The sequence below is a fragment of the Clostridium sp. AF19-22AC genome (assembly GCF_003479085.1).
GTDB classification, from domain to species: Bacteria; Bacillota; Clostridia; order Lachnospirales; family Lachnospiraceae; genus Faecalicatena_A; species Faecalicatena_A orotica.
In genome coordinates this window covers 197,905-219,911 of sequence record NZ_QUGN01000006.1, presented here as the reverse complement: position 1 = coordinate 219,911, position 22,007 = coordinate 197,905, and the positions used below count along the sequence as shown (strand labels likewise).

Sequence of the window (22,007 nt, the reverse complement as noted above, 5' to 3'; positions counted from 1 at the left end):
GAACGCCATGCGTCATAGCCGCAGAGCAATATTGCGGCATAAATTTCGTCAAATTGCCTAATTGCCCTTTCCCTTATCTCGTGATATACTCTCGTCAGAAACTTCGAAAGGTATTCACCTTTCATTTTTCAATCGGCAGTTCGCCGGTTTACCCAATTAATCACTTATTAGAACCGCAGAAAACAACTCCGGGCACTACATATTGAAGGTATTCCTGTCTTTTACATATCTGTATTTCGTGATATGATAATAGTAAATCAGAAGAACTCCTTACATGTGTACCTTTCGTTTTCTGCACAGGAAAGGAGATTTCAATTTATGAGCAAAAACAACTTTATTATGTTACCCACTGTGGACTTTTGTTTCAAGGAACTGATGCAGAACCCCAAAGTCAGGAAGGGCTTCATTTCAGCTTTGCTGAACCTGCCCCCGGACGAAGTCGAAGATACGGTTCTTCTGCCCACGCTGCTACCGAGAGACTCGGCTGATGATAAGCTGGGAATCATGGATGTACGTGTACTGCTTAAGAACGGGACGCAGATGAATATGGAAATGCAGGTCAAATACTTTGAATACTGGGACGAACGCGCCATGTTCTACCTCAGTAAGATGTTTGACAGTCAGATCCGCAAAGGCGAATCCTATGAAAACCTGCAGAAATGTATCCATGTAAGTATTTTAGATTTTATCCATTTTCCGAACGACAAAGAGTGTTACCGCAGGATCCATTTCCGGGACGACAGCACCTATAATCTGTATTCCGATAAAATGGAGCTTCAGATACTGGAGTTGAAAAAGCTGCCCCCGGAAGTTAAGACCAGTGAGGATGTTCTTGCATGGATGAAGTTTTTCAGTGGTGAAAGCAGAGAGGAGTTTCAAACTATGGCTAAAACAAACGAATATCTTGATGAAGCATACAATACACTGCTCCATTTGAGTGCCGATGAAAAGAAACGGCTGGAATATGAGGCCCGGGAAAAGGCATTGAAGGATTATAATACCCAGATCAGCAGTGCTGAAAAAAGAGGACTGAAAGCTGGGCAAGAAGCCGGAATACGTATGGGGGTTCAGGAGGCCCGTCAGGTTTTCAAACTATACATGCAGGGCAAATCTCCGGAAGAAATTGCTGACATCTGTAACATGAGTATAGATAAAGTGAATCAAATATTAGAATAACCTTGTATCATTCCGAATGCAGACATATAGAAAAACCACCCTAAAAAAACTTTAACCAGTATCAGGGTGGTTTTTCTACTTTTTCCACAGGTCAAGCCACTTGTGGGTGGTTTTTCCATCTATTTTTAGCTCATAACAGTCTCCAGAAATGTATTCAATATTTGGGCTTCTACTTAAAGAGCCTGTCCTTTGCCTTTGGCCGTTTTTTTCCTTCAGGTTTGTCAGGCATTGGTTCATATTTTTTGCCGCTTTTTAAAAAGGGCATTCTTTTATGGTTCTTTCTGCAGTATAGCAGCATAGCCCCTGTTACGACTACGATGGTACCGGCGAGAAGCTGTGATACCGGGAAGCCAAGTCCGGGGATCAGGAGCTGGTCCGTTCTCAGGCCTTCTATCCAGACTCTGCCGAGACCATATCCGAACAGGTAAATGAGGAACAGCTCACCCTCGTATTTTTTGTGTTTTCTATAGGCAAACAGAATGATCAGTATGGCGCAGCACCAGAGAGACTCGTAGAGAAATGTCGGGTGCACCTGAATGTAGCTGATGCCGTCAATTACCTGTATATGGCTGCGCATCGTTTCTGTCACATCCCCGCTTCTGACCGCATCCAGCGGCAGCTGCATGGCAAAGAGGTTGTCCGTGTATTCTCCGAAGGCTTCTCTGTTAAAGAAGTTTCCCCAGCGGCCAAGCATCTGGCCATTGACCAGAGCCATTGCTACTGTATCGAATATCTGGGGGGCACTCAGCCGTTTTATACGGGCATACACAAACACAGTGATGACTGCCGCTATAACTCCTCCATAAATTGCCAGACCGCCATGCCGGGTGTTGAAGATTTCAAGAAGATCGTCTTTGTACATATCCCAGGAAAATATGACAAAAAAGAGTCTGGCACCAACGATACCGCAGATCACGCCGATGATTCCCATATCCAGATAATTTTCCGGATTCTGTCTCGTTCTCTTAGCCTCCTGTGTGGCGATCAGGAAACCGATCAGAATCGCCGTGCCTATGATAATCCCGTAATACGCGATCTCGAAACCGAATACGGTGATGGATTTTCCGACATGGTCCAGATGAATTCCCAGATGTGGAAAATTAATGTTATAGTGCATATTTCATGCTCCCTTTCTATGCTGCTTGGAACTACAATTTTATTTTTTATACATTGAAGCGGAATAAGATGATATCCCCGTCCTGTACTACATAGTCTTTTCCTTCCAGTCTGACAAGACCTTTTTCCTTCGCTGCCGCATGTGTGCCGCATGCCATCAGGTCATCGTAGCTGACTACCTCGGCGCGGATGAATCCGCGTTCGAAGTCTGTATGGATCTTTCCGGCTGCCTGCGGTGCCTTGGTCCCCCTTGTGATCGTCCACGCGCGGACTTCCGGTTCGCCTGCTGTCAGATAACTGATCAGGCCCAGAAGATGATAACTTGCCTTTATCAGTTTTTCCAGTCCTGACTCTTCTAAACCTAAATCTTCCAAAAACATTTTCTTCTCTTCATCATCAAGTTCAGCAATCTCCTGCTCAATCTGTGCACATACGACGAATACCTCACAGTCCTCCTGTGCCGCATACTCGCGGACAGCCTGAACCCCTGCATTGGACGCACCATCATCTGCCAGATCGTCTTCTGTCACGTTAGCTGCAAAGATAACCGGTTTTGCTGTCAGAAGATTATAACTGCCCAGCCATTCCTGCTCATCCTCATCATCTGTCGTAAAACTCTTTGCCATTTTATTATCTTCCAAATGTGCCTTGATACGCTCCAGAAGCTCAAGCTCTTTTGCTGCCGCCTTATCGTTTCTTGCAACCTTTGTCGTTTTTGCGATTCTTCTCTCCAGAATTTCCAGATCAGAAAAGATCAGCTCCAGATTAATCGTCTCAATATCACGTAAAGGATCGATATTCCCGTCCACGTGAACGATATTACTGTCTTCAAAGCATCTTACAACATGTACAATTGCATCTACCTCACGGATATTGGCCAGAAACTGGTTTCCCAGTCCTTCCCCTTTGGAAGCACCTTTTACGAGGCCCGCAATATCAACAAATTCAATGGCCGCCGGAACGATTTTCTTCGTATGATACATCTCTCCCAGAACATCCAGACGCTTATCCGGTACTGTAACCACCCCCACATTTGGGTCGATTGTGCAGAACGGGTAGTTCGCAGATTCTGCGCCTGCCTTCGTCAGTGAGTTAAACAGCGTGCTCTTTCCTACATTGGGTAAACCAACAATTCCTAATTTCATAATTCTTTGTACTCCTTATATTTATAGTGCATTATTTGATTAGATTTAATTTCAGTCCCGCGTCTCCATGAGCACGACCACCCCGAACGGGAATGTAATCTCTACCTCGTCCCCCGCGATCTCATTGCTCACGCAGAGGCTGTCAAACGGCGTCAGTGCGTGGTGGTTAAGAGGGTATTTGGCGCCCTTCAGGCAGAAGTTCTCTACCGTGCCGTCCAGTGGGAAAACTGAAAAATATGGTCCGAACGCCTCTTCTTTTTTCAGTACAAAATCTCTGTCCAGAAGCCGGATCTGATTATGCCTGTCCACGATTCTGGCGTCTGCCCCCGCATCCAGGGCAATCTTCAGTGTCTGGACATTCGCCCACGCATGGTCAAGCCTTGTGCCTGTCCCGCCGAGGATTAATATATTCTGCCGGCGCAGGTCAAGGCAGAGCCTGAGTGCAATCTCTGTATCAGAGGCATCTTTGATAGGGTTAAACTCCCGGACCGGCACTTTTGTCTCTTCTTTGTAGTACGTGATGATCTCTTCCGGTGCACTGTCAAAATCCCCGACAATATAGTCCGGCAGTATTCCATGTTCATACAGGAAGCTAAGACCGCTGTCCACGCCAATTATAAATTCTGTTTCTTCGTCTTTTAAGATATCAACTACAAAATCCTCTTCCAGAAGACCGCCGCTGACAATCACTGTTCGTTTACTCATTTTCTTTGAATATCTCCATAAATCCTTTTACATTTTCACCGATGTTCCCTTTGAATACCGCGGAGCCTGCCACGATCACATTGGCACCCGCATCCAGAACCTCCCTCACATTCGTCAGATAGATGCCGCCGTCTACCTCGATATCCGTATCCAGCCCCTTCTCATTCAGGAGTGCACGTAAAGCACGGATCTTATCCAGTGATTCCGGAATAAAAGCCTGTCCCCCGAATCCCGGCTCTACACTCATGATCAGGAACATTTCCGCCTGGTCAAGAATCGGCAGAAGCGCATCCACCGGAGTAGCCGGCTTCACAGACACACCTGCTTTCATACCGCATGCATGGATTTTATCAAGCACAGCCTGAATATCCTCACACGCCTCCAGATGCACGGTTAAGATTTCCGCCCCTGCCTCTTTGAAGGCTTCTACATAGCGGATCGGGTCGGTCACCATCAGATGGACATCCATCACCTGACTGCTCACCCCCTGAATGGATTGCAGAACCGGCATGCCGAAAGAAATGCTTGGCACAAACATGCCGTCCATGACATCAAAATGCAGATACTCTGCCCCGTTGTCCGAAGTCGTGCGTATCTGATCCCCCAGTACCTTAAAATCTGCTGACAATATGGATGATGCTAATATCTTCTTCATACTAATACCTCTTCTTTTCCTGTAATTCCCGGTACATCTCCAGGTAATCCTCATAGCGGACTGGATGGATCTTCCCTTCATCCAATGCTTCCTTTACCGCACATCCCGGTTCATGGACATGGTCACATCCACTGAACCTGCATTTTCCCTCATAGGGTGCGAATTCCCTGAAGTAGTACTTCAGTTCGCTTTTATCAAAATCATTGACATACAGGGAACTGAAACCCGGTGTGTCCATGATATATGAATTTTCATCTATTGTAATCAGCTCGGAATGTCTGGTCGTATGCTTCCCTCTGGCTATTTTCCTGCTGATGCTGCCCGTCTCCATCTGCACCCCGCTCTGCAGCAGATTGATCAGAGAAGACTTCCCGACCCCGGACGGACCGGCGATAACTGTCGTCTTACCGGAAAGCAGTTTCCCGACTTCCTCTATGTTTTCCTGATTCAGTGCACTCGTAAAGACTACCTGGTATCCGCAGGCGCGGTAGATTTCCTGAAGGGAGGCAAGCTCCGGCTTGCTTGCAATGTCCTTTTTGTTAAAACACAGGACAACCGGAATCTCTTTGCATTCCATCATAACCAGAAACCTGTCAAGAAGATTGAAATGCGGTTCCGGTTCAGTAACGGCAAATACAACCAGTGCCTGATCAATGTTCGCCACTGCAGGCCGGACCAGTTCATTCTTCCTTGGCAGGACCTCTGTGATATTCCCTGTTTTTTCTGACTCGTCGAGCACTTCAATCTCAACATTATCTCCTACGAGCGGTTTTATTTTCTCCTTGCGGAATACACCTTTTGCTTTACACTCATAAACACCGGATTCTACTACGTGAACGTAGTAGAATCCGGCAATTCCCTTTATTATCTTTCCCTGCATATATTACTGACCTTCTGTATAATCTGAATTACCGCCGTCTCCATTTCCGTTATCCGGATTTTCAGGAACTTCCGACGGTTTTGGCCCCAGGCTTATTACAAAATTAACTGTTGAGCCCTTTTCCAGCATAGTACCCTCCGGTGCTGACTGTGACACCACATATCCGACAGTCACATTGCTGTATTCCTCTGTTCCATTCCCGACAAGGCCCCGGTCAGATAATGCCTGCATAGCCATATCATAGGTCATATTCCCCAGACCCGGTACAGATACCTTCTCTACCTTTGGTCCTTTGCTTACCACATAATCCACCGTTGTCCCTTTGTTTACCTTCTTATTCTCTTTTGTCTTCTGGGACATTACAATTCCGGCCTCATACTGGTCACTGTAATCCTCTGTCACACTTCCGGTAACCAGCCCTGCCGCCGCCAGTGCAGCGTCTGCGTCTTCCTGGCTCAGCCCCACGAGTGTCGGAACGGTGGCCTTCTCTGCCCCCTGGCTCACAATCATCGTCACGGTTGTTCCTTCTTTTACTTCCGTGCCTGCCGCAGGGTCTGTAGAAATAACCTTTCCTTCATCCACACTGTCGTTATACTCTGATTTGAATTCAACAACCAGATTCTTTGCCTCAAGAGCTTTCTGTGCACTATTTTCATCTTTACCGGATACATCAGGTACCTGAACCGTCTTGATTTCTTTTCCGGTGCTGACAACAACCCTGACTTCCGTATTCTTATCTACTTTTGAATCACCCTCCGGGTCCTGCCTGATAATCGTACCCTTTTCATAGGTGTCCGACGCTTCCTGCTTCGCAATCTTAATACCAAGTTTCTTCTTGCTCAAAGTCGTCGTTGCTTCATCCACTGTCATTCCGCGTACATCAGGCACCTTCACTTTGGTCGTAGTTTCTGTCTGGGTCGTACCTGTTCCGTTTTTAAACATACCGGCAGCCTTGCCAACTGCAAAAATTATAATAAACGCAATAATGACTGCTGCGACAATCATCAGAATCTTCATGATTTTTTTTGTATTCGGGTCTACATCGCTCTTTTTCTTTCTGTCAGCTTCGTAGTCCCCGCCGCCCTCGTAGTCTTCATCATCGTCGTCATAGTCATAGTCGTAATCATCATCATAATCATCGCTGTCGTAATCATCGTCGTAATCATCATCATAATCGTCGTCATATTCATCATCATCATTATATCCGCGTCCCTGGATGCGTTCCAGTTCTTCCGGCGTCATCATGACGGTCTCCGTGGTATCATTCGAATAAAGAGACATATTTACAAATTCACCATCCGGGCTGACGAGGGACCGTTTTAAGTCCAGAATCAGAGCCTGGCAGTTCGGATATCTGCGTTCCGGATTCTTCTGGGTACACTTCATGATAATACATTCCAGACTGTACGGGATATCCGGTACTTCCTCCGCCGGGGAGACAATCTCCTCCTGCAGATGCTTAATCGCAACAGCTACTGTGGAGTCACCGTCAAAAGGCACATGGCCTGTCACCATTTCATACATGGTAATACCTGCGGAATAGATATCGCTCTTCTCATCCACAATGCCGCCCCTCGCCTGTTCCGGTGACGTATAGTGGACGGAACCCATGACACTCGAACTAATGGTCTTGGTGGACGTCGTTGCCCGCGCAATCCCAAAATCGGTTACTTTTACTTTTCCTTCCTTGGAAATGATGATGTTCTGAGGTTTGATATCACGGTGAATGATATGCTGATTATGGGCAGCCTGAATACCAGTCACCATCTGAATAGAAATGCTGATTGTTTCTTTAGCGGTGAGTCTTCCCTTTTTCTCAATATATTCCTTTAAAGTGATTCCCTCAACCAGTTCCATGACCATATAATACAGTCCACGGTCCTGGCCCACATCGTAGACATTGACCACATTCGGGTGCATCAGGCCTGCCGCAGCCTGTGCCTCGCTTAAAAACTTCTGGATAAATACCTCGTCTGTGCGGTAATCACTTTTCAATACCTTAATTGCAACGTAGCGGTTCAGTTTATGGTCTTTGCCCTTGTAGACATCCGCCATACCGCCTGAACCGACACGCCCTAATATTTCATAACGTTTCCCTAAAAATACTCCTTCTTTTAACATATACTCACCTCATCCGCAAACGGCTCTACAAGGATAATCCCTATATTATCCGTACCGCCGTTTTCTTTTGCTGTTTCTACCAGAGACTCTGCGGCTTCCACAATGTCCCTGCCCCCCTGTACAATATGGAAGAGTTCTTCATCCTCCACCATATTACTGAGTCCGTCTGTACACATCAGTATGATGTCTCCCTTTTTCAGACGGTGCTCATAAAAATCTACTTCAACGCTGTCCTTTGCACCGATTGCCCTTGTGATAATGTTCTTGTCAGGATGGTGCTTTGCCTCCTCCGGCTTGATACCGCCGAGACGCACCATCTCCTCCACAAGAGAATGGTCTTTTGTCAGCTGGGTTATTCCCTGATTGATCAGATAAAGCCTGCTGTCCCCTACATTAGCAAAATACATCATCTGATTCACGATTGTAGCCGCTACGACAGTTGTTCCCATTCCTTTGAGATGGGAATCCTGAGACGCTTTTTTAATAATCTCCCTGTTAGCCGTCTTGATCGCCGCAACCAGGGCCTTTTCCACGTCTTCCTCATCGCTTTGTTTTAATTCTCTCTGCAGAACTTCTACTGTATATTTTGAAGCATAATCGCCGGCCTGATGCCCGCCCATCCCGTCAGCCACCACAAACAGGTTTGGGAGAGGTCCAAGAGCGTTATCTGTCGTATAGACATAATCTTGATTCACTTGTCTTACCATTCCTACATCGGTAATGGAAAATGTCTTCATAGCATATCTCCTTTATTCGTTGTTTGTCTGCACATAACGTCGTCTGAGCTGTCCACAGGCCCCATCGATATCTGCGCCCATTTCCCTTCTTATAGTAACATTTATTCCGCTTTTTTCAAGTTTATTTTTAAAATTAAGAGCATTTTTCCTGCTCGGCTGTTCAAAAGTGCGTTCTTTGATCGGATTCACAGGGATCAGATTCAAGTGGCAGTTCCTTTGTTTCAGTATGGCTGTCAGCTCTTTTGCATCTTCATCCCGGTCATTCACACCGTGTACGAGACTGTATTCAAACGTGATACGCCGTCCTGTTTCTTCAAAATACGCATCGCACGCATCCAGCACTTCATCCAGGCTGTATTTATTTGCCACAGGCATCAGCTCTTTCCGCTTCTCCTGAGTCGCCCCGTGGAGGGAGAGTGCCAGTGTGATCTGTAGTTTTTCTTTTGCCAGCTCCAGCATCTTCGGCACGATTCCGCATGTAGAAACTGTCACATTTCTCTGGCTGATATTTAGTCCGTGTTCGTCTGTCAGAAGCCTGATAAAACGGAGAAAATTCTCAAAATTATCCAGAGGCTCTCCGGTCCCCATGATGACAACATTAGAAATCCGCTCTCCGATGATCCGCTGAATCTGGTAGATCTGGCCGAGCATCTCCGACGGGGAAAGATTTCTGACAAGGCCGCCTATGGTGGATGCACAGAAACGACATCCCATCCGGCACCCTACCTGTGAGGAAATACACACGGAATTACCGTGCTTATAGCGCATCAGAACACTTTCCACCACATTCCCGTCATACAGCCGGAATAAGAACTTATTGGTGCCGTCCAGAGCCGATTCCTGCCTTTCCAGCATTTTCACCGGCAGTATCGTATATTCTTTTTCCAGCTTTTCACGTAAACTTTTTGAAAGATTTGTCATCTCTTCAAAATCTTCCGCCAGTTTTACATGGAGCCATTCGTAAATCTGCTTTGCGCGGAACTTCTTTTCCCCCAGGGATGCCATTTCTTCCTGTAGTTGTTCATATGTATATGCGCGAATATCTTTTTTCATAATACTCCGTGCCTTCCTTAATTACTCTAAACTTCTGCGAAATCTTGCAATAAAGAACCCGTCACTCTCATGTACGCCCGGCAGGAGCCTTAAACACCCCTGTTCTGTCACACTGTCCTTTAATTCACTGCACACCTTATCTTCTATGTTATCCAGTGTAAACTCCGGGTATTTCTCTAAAAACCAGTGTACATTATCCATATTCTCGGCCCGGCTGATCGTACAGGTGCTGTAGATCAGGACACCGCCCGGCTTCACATACCGGCGGACAACATCCAGTATCTTCTTCTGAAGCCCTGAGAGTTCCTGTATCTGTTCTTTCATCGTCTTATACTTCAGGTCTGTCTTTCTGCCCAGCACACCCAGACCTGAGCACGGCAGGTCAGCTATCACAATATCCGCACTGTCAAACGCGGCCTCATCCGGAACTGTCGCGTCCCACTGTACCACGGATATATTGCCAAACTGCATCCGGCCTACATTTTCCTGAATCAGCCCTGTCTTATATGTTGTCAGGTCCCGTGCCTCCACATGCCCTGTCCCGTTTAATTTATCCGCAAGGTGGATGGACTTCCCGCCGGGAGCCGCACACACATCAAGAATATTGTCGCCTTCCTTCGGGGATACAATTTCCCCTACCAACATGGAACTTATGTCCTGAACCGCAAAAAGTCCCTGCCGGAAGCTCTCCATCTCCCCCAGATAATCATATCCGGTGATACTGTACGCATAAGCCAGGTACTTATGTTTCACAGCCGTAACACCTTCTGCTTTCAGCCTCTCTTCCAGTTCTTCCGGACTGATACGGCTTGTATTACAGCGGATTGTCACTGGCTTCTCCTTCTGGAAATCGGCAAGGATCTTCTCCACGGTATCGATGCTGTATTCTTCCAGCCACAAATCAAGTATCCAGCCCGGCATGGAGTACTTCACAGAAAGGGCCTCCACCGGCTCTTTGGGATAACTGACCTCATCCATTTTCCGTGCCACATTCCGAAGCACACCGTTCACAAATCCTTTCAGTGTGCCGAATCCTTTTTTCACAGCCAGTTTTACTGCCTCATTACAGACGGCGGAATCTGGCACACTGTCCATGTATTTTAACTGGTATACCGCACTGCGCAGAATATTGCGGATGACCGGCTTCATCTTTTGTACTTTTACTTTTGAAAACTGATTGAGGATATAATCAATCTCTATCATATGCTCGAGCGTCCCCTCTGTCACCCTTGTGATAAACGAGCGCTCCTTCTTATCCAGATACTGATATTTACTGAGCACATTTCCCAGTGCAATATGGCTGTAAACATCATGTTCCGTCACATCCATTAAAATTCCGAGCACAATCTCCCGCTCGCTTAACGGTTTTGTCATACTATATCCTCCAATTTTATCTATTCTCAATCGCCGCGTCTGCGTCCGCTGATCAAGAGTAATCTTAACAGCTGCAGAATCATTGATGCCGCACTCGCCACGTAAGTCAGCGCAGCGGCCCCGAGTACCTTCTTTGTTGCATCTACTTCCTCCGGGTAAAGCATCCCGGTATTTTCAAGAACCTTTACGGCCCTTCTGGATGCGTTAAACTCCACCGGCAGTGTCACAAGCTGGAACAGGACTGCTGCTGAAAACAGCAGGATTCCCAGATTGATCAGCATCAGGGACATGTTGCCGTTTATAAACAGCCCGATGATAATCAGCGGCCATGCCGCCATAGAACCAAAGTTCGCAACGGGTACAAGTGCACCCCTGATCTTCAGCGGTGCATAACCGACATGGTGCTGCACCGCATGGCCGCACTCATGTGCCGCAACCCCGATCGCCGCAACCGATGTAGACTGGTATGTGGCGTCGGACAGACTCAATGTCTTGTTTCTTGGATCATAGTGGTCTGTCAGATTCCCTGATATATGCTGGACGGTCACATCATGGATTCCGTTTGCCCTCAGAATCTTCTCCGCCGCCTCGCGCCCCGTCATGCCGGAATGGCTGCGCACCTGGGAGTAACGGTTAAACACGCTGTTGACCCTGCCTGAAGCTATGATACAGATCAGCGCCCCTATTAATACAAGTATATACGTAGGATCATAATAAAAAAACATATGACTTCCTCCTGTCTAGTTAAGATACACGGCATGAAAGCCCCTTACAGGGAAACTAAGCCGTGAATATGGTACCGGGTTCCAGTGTATATCCCCTCAGAAATGCACTCGTCTCCATTCTCTTTTTCCCGGGAAGCTGGAGTTCGCTGATCTTCAGTACCCCGTTTCCGGTCTGCACCGTGAAGCAGTCTTTCTCTACCGTAAGTACCGTTCCCGGCTCTTTAGTGGAAAACGCCTCACCTGACACCGCCTTTGCCTTCCAGATCTTTACCACCTTATCCCCCCAGTGGGTATAGGCACTCGGCCAGGAGTTCAGTCCCCTCACCAGAAGTTCAATCTCCCGGGCGGACTGTGTCCAGTCGATATTTCCCATCTGCTTGTTCAGCATCTTCGCATACGGGGTCGGCGTTTCCTGCTGGTGCTCGAATACAGCCGTCCCGTCCTCCAGTGCCGCAAGCGTCTCTACACATAAGTCTGCACCTGCCCTTGCCAGCTTGTCATGCAGGCTCTCTCCTGTTTCTTCTTCAGTAATCGGAATCTCTGTCTTTAAAATCATATCACCTGTGTCCAGACCTTCATCCATCTGCATCGTTGTAACACCGGTCACTTCTTCCCCTCTGATGATCGCCCACTGGATCGGGGCCGCGCCTCTGTATTTCGGAAGCAGGGACGCATGGACATTGATGCAGCCGTAAGGAGTCAGATCCAGAATGTCTTTCGGCAGGATCTGTCCGAACGCTACAACGACGATCACATCAGCCTGATAGCTGCGAAGCTTCGCCACGCATTCCGGCTGTCTTACTTTGACCGGCTGGTATACAGGGATTCCATGCTTCACTGCGGCCTCCTTGACCGGGGTGAACTGCATCTCCTTACCTCTGCCTTTCGGCTTATCCGGCTGTGTCACGGCCAGACATACGTCATGTCCCGCCGCAATCAATGCCTCCAGTGTTCCGACTGAAAAATCAGGGGTTCCCATAAATATGACTCTCATTTTATTCTTCTTCCTCCTCAGTCTGTACATCATGAAGCCCGTCTTCCACTTTGTTCACATACAGATCACCTGAAAGATGGTCGATCTCATGGCAGAATGCCCTTGCCAGCAGCCCTTCGCCTTCTATCTCGAATTCCTCCATCTCCTCATTGAGGGCACGGACTTTCACATGGTCCGGTCTGGTTACAATCCCCCATTTTCCCGGCACGCTTAAGCACCCTTCCTCTCCGGTCTGCTCGCCATCCGCCTCAATGATTTCGGGATTGATCAGGACGATCGGCCCCTCTCCCACATCAATCACGACGATGTTCTTCAGCACTCCGACCTGCGGGGCCGCAAGCCCTACACCAAACTTCTCATACATCGTATCCAGCATGTCTTCGATAAGTACTCTTGTCCGAAGAGTCATCTTTGTCACTTCTTTACATTTTTTCGTTAAGATCTCGTCTCCAATTTCTCTGACCTCTCTGATTGCCATAACTTCCTCCACATTACTATTCTGCTATTTTTACTAAAAAACATTCATCGGGTTAAAATCAAACTGGATTCTCATCTTCTGAAATCCCGGATTCACCTCGATGTACTGCTCCATATAATTTTTCATCCTTATCAGTGTATCATATCTTTCCGCTTTCAGGTAGAGTACTTTCCGATATACATCGTTGATCTTCCCGATCCCCGGGCTGGCTGGCCCGATGATATCCATCTGTGCATCTTTCCTGAAACGCAGTGCATACTCTTTCAGATACCTGCACCCCTTTTCAAGGAGCGGCTCATCCTCACAGCTCACAAGCACTGCAAGCAGATTCTCGGCGGGCGGGTAACCCATCAGTTCCCGGTACCGGATCTCTTCTTCATAAAATGCCTCGTAATCCTGCTCCGCAGCAGTCACAATCCCGTAATGCTCCGGACTGTATGTCTGAATGACCGCTTCCCCCTTCTTTGTACCGCGCCCCGCACGGCCAACCGCCTGTGTCAGCAGCTGGAATGTCCGCTCTCCCGCCCGGTAATCATCGGAATACAGAGACATATCCGCGGCAAGGACGCCGACCAGTGTCACATTCGGGAAATCATGTCCCTTAACAATCATCTGCGTGCCGACCAGAATGTCAGCCTCCTCATTGGCAAATGCCGACAGGATCTTCTCATGGCCGTCTTTCTGCCGGGTCGTATCCATATCCATACGCAGCACCCGCGCCTGTGGGAACAACGTTTTTACGATCTCCTCGATCTGCTGGGTCCCGGCCCTGAACTCTCCGATATGCCGGGAACCACATTCCGGGCAGACAGATGGCTTCGGCTCTTCAAACCCACAGTAATGGCATACCATCTTCCCGTTCCTGTGGGAAGACAGGGACACGTCACAGTGCGGGCACTTGATGACATGTCCGCACTCCCGGCAGGATATGAATCCCGCATATCCGCGCCGGTTCAGGAAAAGCATGATCTGCTCTTTCTTTTCGAGCCTGTCGGCCATCAGTTCCTGTAGTTTTATACTCAGGATGGAACGATTCCCGTTTTTTAGTTCTTCGCGCAGGTCCACTGTATATACTTCCGCCATATCCTGCATTCCGGAGCGGTTACGCATCTCCAGGAGATGGTACTCGCCCTTTTTCGCACGATACATGGCCTCAAGAGACGGGGTCGCAGAACCGAGTATCACACTTGCATGTTCCATTTCCGCCCTCGCAATGGCCGTTTCCCTCGCATGGTAACGGGGCACCTGCTCACTTTTATAAGTCGTCTCATGTTCCTCATCCATCACAATCAGCCCAAGATTCGGAAACGGGGTAAATAAAGCAGAACGGGGACCGATCATGACATCGATCTTCCCCTCCTTTGCCCGCATCATCTGGTCATAACGCTCTCCTGCAGAGAGCCTGGAATTCATAATGGACACCCTGTCCCCGAAGTTCCTGTAGAACCGTATGACAGTCTGATATGTGAGGGCAATTTCGGGGATCAGTACAATTGCCTGCTTTCCCTGTTCCGCAACCCGGCGTATCATCTCGATGTAAACCTCCGTCTTGCCGCTCCCGGTCACTCCGTAGATCAGATAAGTGCCGCGTTTTCCCTGTTCATAGTCTTCCCAGAATCTCTGGATGGCATGCCTCTGTTCCTCTGTAAACGTAATACCGTTCTCAATCCGTTCCCCTTTCACAGGATTCCGGTAAACCTGCTCAGATTCCAGAGCCACGATCCCCTGTTCTTCCATTGCCCGGATGACGGTAAGCGTTATGTTCAGCTTGCGCGATACCAGTTCATAGTCAAGAATTGGCTCATCCAGAAGCGCCGCCAGAAGTCTTGCCCTGGCCTTCTGGTTCTTCTCCAGATAAAAGTCCAGCTTTTTCTTTCCCTCTTCCTCGTCCAGAAGAAGCCGTACCCGTTTCTTCACCTTCGCATTCTCTTTCTGCTTGATCGGGAGGACCGTCTTCAGTGACTGTATCATCGTCCCGCCATACTGTTCCTTCATCCACGCGGCGAGTGCGACCAGTTTTCCTTCGATCGCCATGCCGCTTCTGGAAATGTCCAGCAGTTCTTTTACTTTTGTTTCATCATAATTGCATTTATCCGACAGGCCGGTTACATAACCTTTTGTCTCACGGTTGCCCCTGCCAAAAGGAACGATCACTTCCATCCCGACAGAAAGTTCCCCTTCCAGACGGGAGGGGATCCTGTATTGAAAGACTCTGTCCAGTTTTTCATGTGTAATATCTACAATGATATCCGCATACATGTAAATGTCATCACCTACTTTTCTAGTTCCCGGACAGGATTTCGGAAATAAGAACCCTTTCATCCATCGGATACTTCACACCCTTTATCTCCTGATAATCTTCGTGTCCCTTTCCGGCCAGCACGATGACATCCCCCGGCTGTCCATGCTCGATCGCATACCGGATGGCTTCTTTCCTGTCACAGATCTCCACATACTTCCCGTCTGTCCTGCCGATTCCTGTCTTGATATCGTCAATGATTGCCTGTGGGTCCTCAAACCTTGGATTATCCGATGTAATAATTGTCAGGTCCGCGAGCCTGCCTGATACTTCCCCCATCTCATAGCGTCTGTCCTTAGACCGGTTGCCGCCGCATCCGAAGAGGCAGACCAGACGGGCCGGCTGATACTCCTTCAGCGTTGTCAGCAGGCTTTCCAGACTCATGGCGTTATGTGCATAATCAATCATCAGTGTAAACTCATCCGATACTTTCACCATCTCGATGCGGCCCTTCACATTTGCCATCTTCAGAGCCTTCTGTATCTTATCAGCAGGCACCTGGAAATGTCTGCAGACTGCAATGGCCGTCAACGAATTGTAGACACTGAATTTGCCCGGAATATCAATCTCTACATCAAAATCCATCAGGCCGCTCACATGATAGGCCACGCCCAGATACCCGGGTCTGGAAACAAGATGTGTGTCCGTGGCCCTTAGATCTGCCTTTTCTGAAAATCCAAAAGTCTCCGTTGTACAAGTTGCCTTTGCAAACACATCCACGAAATACGGGTCATCCACATTGGCGATCCCGAGTCTGCACTGCTGGAACAAAAGCCCTTTGCACCGCTTGTAATCTTCGAAATCCGCATGTTCATTCGGCCCAATGTGGTCTCTTCCCAGATTGGTGAAAATACCGATCTCAAACGAGATCCCTGCGGTCCTGTGGAGCATCAGCCCCTGTGATGAAACTTCCATGACAACACAGTCACAGCCTGCTTCCGCCATTCTGGCAAAATACTGGTGGATCGTATAAGACTCCGGCGTCGTATTAGCGGCCGGTATCGTCTCGTCCCCGATAATCGCCTCTATTGTACCGATCAGGCCGACCTTATGCCCGACCCCTTCAAGGATAGACCTGATCATGTAAGTCGTTGTTGTCTTCCCCTTTGTACCGGTAATTCCAATGATCTTCATCTTATCCGCCGGATATCCGAAATAAGCCGCGGACATCAGAGCCAACGCATATCTTGTATCCGGTACCCGGATCACCGTCATATCTTCCGGGGCTTCTACGTCCTTCTCTACAATAACCGCGGCCGCCCCTTTCGCCGCCACATCGCCGACAAATTCATGTCCGTCAACGACTGCGCCGCTGATACAGACAAATACACTGCCTTCCCTGACTTTTCTGGAATCATTGATCAGCTCCCGGACCTCGATCTCATCGTTTCCCTGTATTACTTCATATTCTAAACGTTCTAATAACTGTGTTAGTTTCATCTGCATTCCTCCTGCTTTTTGGGTATACTATTATAGAATAACACAAACCTTTCCTTGTTGCAAAATTCTATTCATGAAAACTTCGTGAAGTTAAAAAAACAGTTTATGAAATCATTTTTCCGAAAGGCAGCTTCCTGATAAAGTATATGCAGATAAAGGACACAATCAGAATCGCAAGTGTCAGCGTAGGTACTGCGATCCATGCTGACAGTTCCTCCGGGTCCACGAATTTCTTATAATTATCCAGAAAGATGATATGTATCAGATAGATACCGAAGGAGCAGGCGCACCACCTGTCGATCCATTTTCTTGTATTATCTTTCAGTCTGACATGCCCTCCCCCTATCTGCATAAATAATGCAAAGAATGACACCCCGCTGATGATGACAAGCGGGCAGCCATACTCGAGCAGTCTTTCATAATGTTCCCCCCTGCGGAAAGTAATCAGCACCGTCAGGAGTATATTCAGAGAGGTGCTTCCCAGAAAAATGCCCAATGTCCGCCAGATACTCCATGTGATTCTTTCCCTGTATTTGCTGATAAAATATCCAAGGAAAAAATAAAATGTATATACCCGGTCCCCGATGATCGGCACATCATAATATGCCTCTGCATGGAGCAGGGAGGAAACATATAGAAACAGAGACGCCAGACTTCCCATCAGCAGAAATGCCTTATCCATATTTGCACTCATCCCCCTGCACATGGTCTGGAAAAAAGGAAGCACCAGATAGATCGGAATCGTCGCATACAGGTACCAGAGATGCGGCTCTGCGGGCTCAAAGAAGATTTCGCGCAAGTCAACTGGTGTGTCCATATAGTATACATTAAAGAAATAGTAAACAACGCTCCAGAACACCAGTACAACCAGAAACCGTACCAGCCTTTCCCCGTTCTTCCTAAGCCGTTCCGTCCTTCCAAGCAGCAGGGCGCCGCTGAGCATGAAAAAACAGGGCACACTGACTCTGGATACCGTGTCCAGAATTACCGAAAACAGATATTCATCCCGGCCGATATCCGCATATGCCCTGCAGTAATAATTTGTTACATGTATGATAATGACCATCACAAATGAGACGGTCCTGATCAGTTCCATATTGTAGTTCTTAGTCTTCATGTCCCTTTTTCCCTTTTCCCGGTTTCATAAGGCTCGCCTTGACCACGGCATCCTCACCGTACTTTTTCCGTATTTCATCCATTGCCATGTTAAGTTTCCGGTGCTTCTCATCCGGAGGCTTTGGCATCTCAATATCAAAGATCGAAAGCTGCACAGGCTCCGACGCATCCACCAGCTTAGCCGTCCGTATTCCCAGCAGGCGGATGGGTTCACCGTCCCACGTCTCCTCAAATAACTGGCATGCCGCCCCGTATAGCACATCATCTTCACTGGAAGGCTTGCTTAGCTGCTTCTGGTGGGATACTGTCTGAAAATCATGGTACTTGATTTCCATGCTGACCATGTTCGCCTTCTGTCCCGCTTTACGGAGTCTCCTGCCTACACTTGCCGCCAGCTCCCGGAATACTTCCATCGCTTCTTCTGCCGTGACTGCATCTTCAGACAGCGTGGTAGAGTTCCCGATCCCCTTTGCCTCTGCCTGCTCCGACTGAACCTGAGAATCCCCGGCCCCGTTGGCAGACTCCCACAGCATCCTGCCGTGGCTCTTCATATGCAGGCTGATGACTTCCGGGTCCGCCTGTGCAAGATCCCCGATCGTATAGATTTCCAGTTTCTTCAGTGTCTCCACACTGGAACGGCCGGCCATATAGAGTTCCCCGATCGGGAGCGGCCACATTTTCACCTGTATCTCCTCAGGAAACAGTGTATGTACTTTATCCGGCTTCTCAAAATCAGATGCCATCTTTGCCAGCAGTTTGTTGGAAGATATCCCGATATTGACCGTGAAGCCAAACTGCTCCCTTATCCCGTCCTTTATAATCAGCGCCGCATCCACGGGAGACGGGTATTTCCAGGCGATCTCTGTAAAATCCATGTAGCACTCATCAACACTGACCTGTTCGATCTTTGTTGTAAAACTTTTCAGATAGTCCATCAGCCTGTCACTTTTTTCACGGTACATCCGGTGGTCCGGCGGTACACTCACGAGATTCGGACACTTACGAAAGGCATTCGCAACAGGTTCCCCCGTGCGAATGCCATACTTTTTAGCGGGAATTGATTTAGCGAGTACCACGCCGCGGCGTGCTTTCTGATCCCCGCCAATAATGGCTGGAATCTCCCGCAGATCCTGCTTTGCACCATTTTTCAGTTGTTCTACCGCTGTCCAGCTCAAATATGCGGAGTTGACATCAATGTGGAAAATGATCGGCGTCATGAAACCAGCTGTCCTTTCGCTCTTGCATTTAATTTCCCGTCAACAACCTCGATTACAATTACATCTCCCCGGCCGACATTGCCTGCCAGAATCAGTTTTGCTGCAAGTGTCTCTACATTTTTCTGCAGGTATCTCTTCAGCGGCCTTGCACCATACATCGGTTCATACCCGCCGTCTACGATGAAATTCTTGGCCGTTTCGCTCAGTTCGATGGAAAGTTCCTTATCGGCAAGCCGTTTGTTGACGTCAGTTACTAACAAGTCAATGATTGCATAAATATTGTCTTTCGTCAACGGTTTAAACATAATGATTTCATCCAGACGGTTCAGGAATTCCGGCCTGAAGTGTGCACGTAGCTCGTTCATTACCATGTCCTCGCTCGCCTGATCAATCGTACCGTCTTCCTCAATACCTTCCAACAGGTAGTTTGCCCCGATATTGGAGGTCATGATCAGAATGGTATTCTTAAAGTCAACGGTACGACCCTGTGAATCCGTGATACGGCCGTCATCCAGCACCTGAAGCAGTACATTAAATACATCCGGGTGTGCTTTCTCGATCTCATCAAACAATACAACGGAATAAGGTTTTCTTCTGACAGCCTCTGTAAGCTGGCCGCCTTCGTCGTATCCAACATATCCCGGAGGCGCTCCGATTAATCTGGATACGGAGTATTTCTCCATATACTCACTCATATCGATTCGGACCATATTGTTCTCATCGTCAAACAGACTTTCCGCCAGAGCCTTTGCCAGTTCCGTCTTACCAACACCGGTAGGTCCGAGGAAGAGGAATGATCCGATCGGTTTGGACGGGTCCTTGATACCTGCCTTGGACCGGATGATTGCCTCTGTTACCAGTTCTACACCCTCATCCTGGCCGATGACACGTTTGTGCAGTTCATCCCCTAAATGCAGCGTCTTGCTCCTCTCGCTCTCATTGAGCTTTGCAACCGGAATCCCGGTCCATCTGGAGATGATCTTTGCAATTTCTTCATCCGTAACCGCCTCGTGTACGAGCGACATTTCTTTTTCCTTTAACCGCTCCTCTTCTTCCTCAAGCTGTCTCTGAAGCTGCGGCAGAAGTCCGTACTGCAGCTCGGCCGCCTTGTTCAGGTCGTATTCCCTCTGGGCCTTCTGGATGTCCTTGTTCACCTGTTCGATCTCCTCACGGATCTTCTGGACACGCTCCACAGATGCCTTCTCATTATCCCACTGTGCCTTTTTCCCTGCAAATTCTTCACGCAGGCCGGCCAGTTCCTCCTGAAGATGCTCCAGTCGTTCTCTGCTTAACCGGTCTTCCTCTTTCTTCAGTGCCTCTTCTTCGATTTCCAGCTGCATGATACGGCGGCTCAGTTCATCCATCTCTGTCGGCATGGAATCCAGCTCCGTCTTAATCAGGGCACAGGCCTCATCTACAAGGTCAATCGCCTTATCGGGCAGGAATCTGTCAGAAATATAACGGTTGGAAAGCGTTGCCGCCGCAACAAGTGCACTGTCGGTAATCTTAACACCGTGGAACACTTCATAGCGCTCCTTTAAACCACGGAGGATAGAAATGGCATCCTCTACAGTCGGTTCCTCTACCATAACCGGCTGGAAACGGCGTTCCAGAGCCGCATCTTTTTCAATATACTGACGGTATTCATCCAGTGTCGTCGCACCGATACAGTGCAGCTCACCGCGCGCCAGCATAGGCTTTAACATATTGCCCGCATCCATCGCCCCGTCTGTCTTACCTGCGCCGACGATGGTATGAAGCTCATCAATAAACAGGATGATCTTTCCGTCACTGTTTTTCACTTCCTCCAGAACCGCTTTCAGACGTTCCTCGAACTCACCCCTGTACTTGGCCCCTGCAACAAGTGCGCCCATGTCCAGAGAGAAGATCGTCTTATCCTTCAGCCCTTCCGGTACGTCACCTCTGACGATTCTCTGTGCCAGACCTTCAACAACCGCTGTCTTACCAACACCGGGTTCACCTATAAGCACCGGGTTGTTCTTTGTCTTACGGGAAAGAATCCGTATCACATTACGGATTTCCTCATCCCTGCCAATTACCGGGTCCAGCTTCTGGTCCCTTGCACGTTCCACAAGATCCTGACCATACTTATTCAGAGTATCATAGGTTGCTTCCGGATTATCACTTGTCACCTTCTGATTTCCCCTGACCGTGGACAAGGCCTGCAAAAATGAGTTCCGGCTGATGCCGAATTCCTTATACAGCCCCTTCAGGTCACGGCTTGCATACTTCAAAAGTGCAAGGAAGAGATGCTCTACAGATACATACTCATCACCCATCTGTTTCGCTTCATCTTCTGCATGGATCAGGACATTATTCAGATCCTGCCCCACATACACCTGTCCGCCCTGAACCTTCGGACGCTTGGAAAGTGCTTCTTCCACACGGTTGATAAACAATGTGCCCTGAATATTCATTTTTTCAAGTAATTTTAAAATCAGACTGTCGTCCTGTGTGACGAGTGCATACAGCAGATGCTCCTGCGCGATCTCCTGATTGCCGTAATCGTAGGCCACCTTTTCACAATTCTGGACCGCCTGAAGAGAATTCTGAGTAAACTTATTTATGTTCATAGAAAGACCTCCTTTGTCATTTCATGTGCTTTGTTCTACTAACAATATAACAATAGCACCTGTTGTTAGCACTGTCAAGGTTCGAGTGCTAATTAAATTATAAAAAAATTATGAAGTCTGGAAAACATTGATTTACTATGGCCGGGCACACAAAAACACCGCCTAAAACAAAGTTTCGACTT

At 48.1% G+C, this 22,007-nt stretch carries 18 protein-coding genes; 1 reads left to right on the top strand and 17 read right to left on the bottom strand.

The window, feature by feature from the left end; genetic code table 11:
• Positions 1–318 precede the first annotated feature (318 nt).
• Positions 319–1,176, top strand: coding sequence for an Rpn family recombination-promoting nuclease/putative transposase (locus DWX43_RS09455; protein ID WP_118620131.1), 858 nt, complete (start codon positions 319–321; stop codon positions 1,174–1,176).
• 169 nt (positions 1,177–1,345) lie between these two features.
• Here DWX43_RS09455 and lgt read toward each other — a convergent pair whose 3' ends face one another.
• From lgt to clpB, 17 genes are all read right to left on the bottom strand, one after another.
• Positions 1,346–2,293 carry a prolipoprotein diacylglyceryl transferase gene (gene lgt, locus DWX43_RS09450; protein WP_109731065.1) on the bottom strand — a complete coding sequence of 316 codons (948 nt, stop codon included), beginning with the start codon at positions 2,291–2,293 and terminating at the stop codon, positions 1,346–1,348.
• A gap of 46 nt (positions 2,294–2,339) precedes the next feature.
• Positions 2,340–3,437 (bottom strand): redox-regulated ATPase YchF, encoded by a 1,098-nt coding sequence (gene ychF, locus DWX43_RS09445; protein ID WP_118620130.1) that lies wholly within the window; start codon positions 3,435–3,437, stop codon positions 2,340–2,342.
• Positions 3,438–3,488: 51 nt separating this feature from the next.
• A complete protein-coding gene (locus tag DWX43_RS09440) occupies positions 3,489–4,142 on the bottom strand; it encodes a thiamine diphosphokinase (protein ID WP_109731063.1) in 654 nt (217 codons plus the stop codon).
• On the bottom strand, positions 4,135–4,797 hold the full coding sequence (gene rpe / locus DWX43_RS09435; RefSeq protein ID WP_118620129.1) for a ribulose-phosphate 3-epimerase: 663 nt from the start codon (positions 4,795–4,797) through the stop codon (positions 4,135–4,137). The genes DWX43_RS09440 and rpe overlap by 8 nt, the downstream gene beginning before the upstream one ends.
• Position 4,798: 1 nt before the next feature.
• A complete protein-coding gene (gene rsgA, locus DWX43_RS09430; RefSeq protein ID WP_118620128.1) occupies positions 4,799–5,677 on the bottom strand; it encodes a ribosome small subunit-dependent GTPase A in 879 nt (292 codons plus the stop codon).
• Positions 5,678–5,680: 3 nt separating this feature from the next.
• Positions 5,681–7,798 (bottom strand): Stk1 family PASTA domain-containing Ser/Thr kinase, encoded by a 2,118-nt coding sequence (pknB, locus tag DWX43_RS09425; RefSeq protein ID WP_109731060.1) that lies wholly within the window; start codon positions 7,796–7,798, stop codon positions 5,681–5,683.
• Positions 7,792–8,535, bottom strand: a complete 744-nt coding sequence (locus DWX43_RS09420; RefSeq protein ID WP_109731059.1) for a Stp1/IreP family PP2C-type Ser/Thr phosphatase — start codon at positions 8,533–8,535, stop codon at positions 7,792–7,794. Before DWX43_RS09420 ends, pknB begins: the two co-directional genes overlap by 7 nt.
• Before the next feature lie 12 nt (positions 8,536–8,547).
• Complete coding sequence (rlmN, locus tag DWX43_RS09415) at positions 8,548–9,588, bottom strand: 23S rRNA (adenine(2503)-C(2))-methyltransferase RlmN (RefSeq protein ID WP_109731058.1); 1,041 nt, start codon at positions 9,586–9,588, stop codon at positions 8,548–8,550.
• A 21-nt stretch (positions 9,589–9,609) separates the two neighbouring features.
• On the bottom strand, positions 9,610–10,962 hold the full coding sequence (rsmB, locus tag DWX43_RS09410) for a 16S rRNA (cytosine(967)-C(5))-methyltransferase RsmB (protein WP_118620127.1): 1,353 nt from the start codon (positions 10,960–10,962) through the stop codon (positions 9,610–9,612).
• 26 nt (positions 10,963–10,988) lie between these two features.
• Complete coding sequence (locus DWX43_RS09405) at positions 10,989–11,687, bottom strand: zinc metallopeptidase (protein WP_118620126.1); 699 nt, start codon at positions 11,685–11,687, stop codon at positions 10,989–10,991.
• A gap of 55 nt (positions 11,688–11,742) precedes the next feature.
• Positions 11,743–12,681, bottom strand: a complete 939-nt coding sequence (fmt, locus tag DWX43_RS09400; protein ID WP_118620125.1) for a methionyl-tRNA formyltransferase — start codon at positions 12,679–12,681, stop codon at positions 11,743–11,745.
• Position 12,682: 1 nt separating this feature from the next.
• Positions 12,683–13,159, bottom strand: coding sequence for a peptide deformylase (gene def / locus DWX43_RS09395; protein WP_109731054.1), 477 nt, complete (start codon positions 13,157–13,159; stop codon positions 12,683–12,685).
• A gap of 33 nt (positions 13,160–13,192) precedes the next feature.
• On the bottom strand, positions 13,193–15,418 hold the full coding sequence (gene priA, locus DWX43_RS09390) for a primosomal protein N' (RefSeq protein WP_118620151.1): 2,226 nt from the start codon (positions 15,416–15,418) through the stop codon (positions 13,193–13,195).
• A gap of 22 nt (positions 15,419–15,440) precedes the next feature.
• The gene (locus DWX43_RS09385) at positions 15,441–16,898 is read right to left on the bottom strand and encodes a UDP-N-acetylmuramoyl-L-alanyl-D-glutamate--2,6-diaminopimelate ligase (protein ID WP_118620124.1); all 1,458 of its coding nucleotides are present in this window, start codon (positions 16,896–16,898) and stop codon (positions 15,441–15,443) included.
• A 103-nt stretch (positions 16,899–17,001) separates the two neighbouring features.
• Positions 17,002–18,015 (bottom strand): acyltransferase family protein, encoded by a 1,014-nt coding sequence (locus DWX43_RS09380; RefSeq protein WP_118620123.1) that lies wholly within the window; start codon positions 18,013–18,015, stop codon positions 17,002–17,004.
• Positions 18,005–19,231: a DNA polymerase IV gene (locus DWX43_RS09375; RefSeq protein WP_118620122.1), complete on the bottom strand. Its 1,227-nt coding sequence runs from the start codon at positions 19,229–19,231 to the stop codon at positions 18,005–18,007. Before DWX43_RS09375 ends, DWX43_RS09380 begins: the two co-directional genes overlap by 11 nt.
• Positions 19,228–21,825, bottom strand: a complete 2,598-nt coding sequence (gene clpB, locus DWX43_RS09370; RefSeq protein ID WP_109731050.1) for an ATP-dependent chaperone ClpB — start codon at positions 21,823–21,825, stop codon at positions 19,228–19,230. The genes DWX43_RS09375 and clpB overlap by 4 nt, the downstream gene beginning before the upstream one ends.
• Positions 21,826–22,007 lie beyond the last annotated feature (182 nt).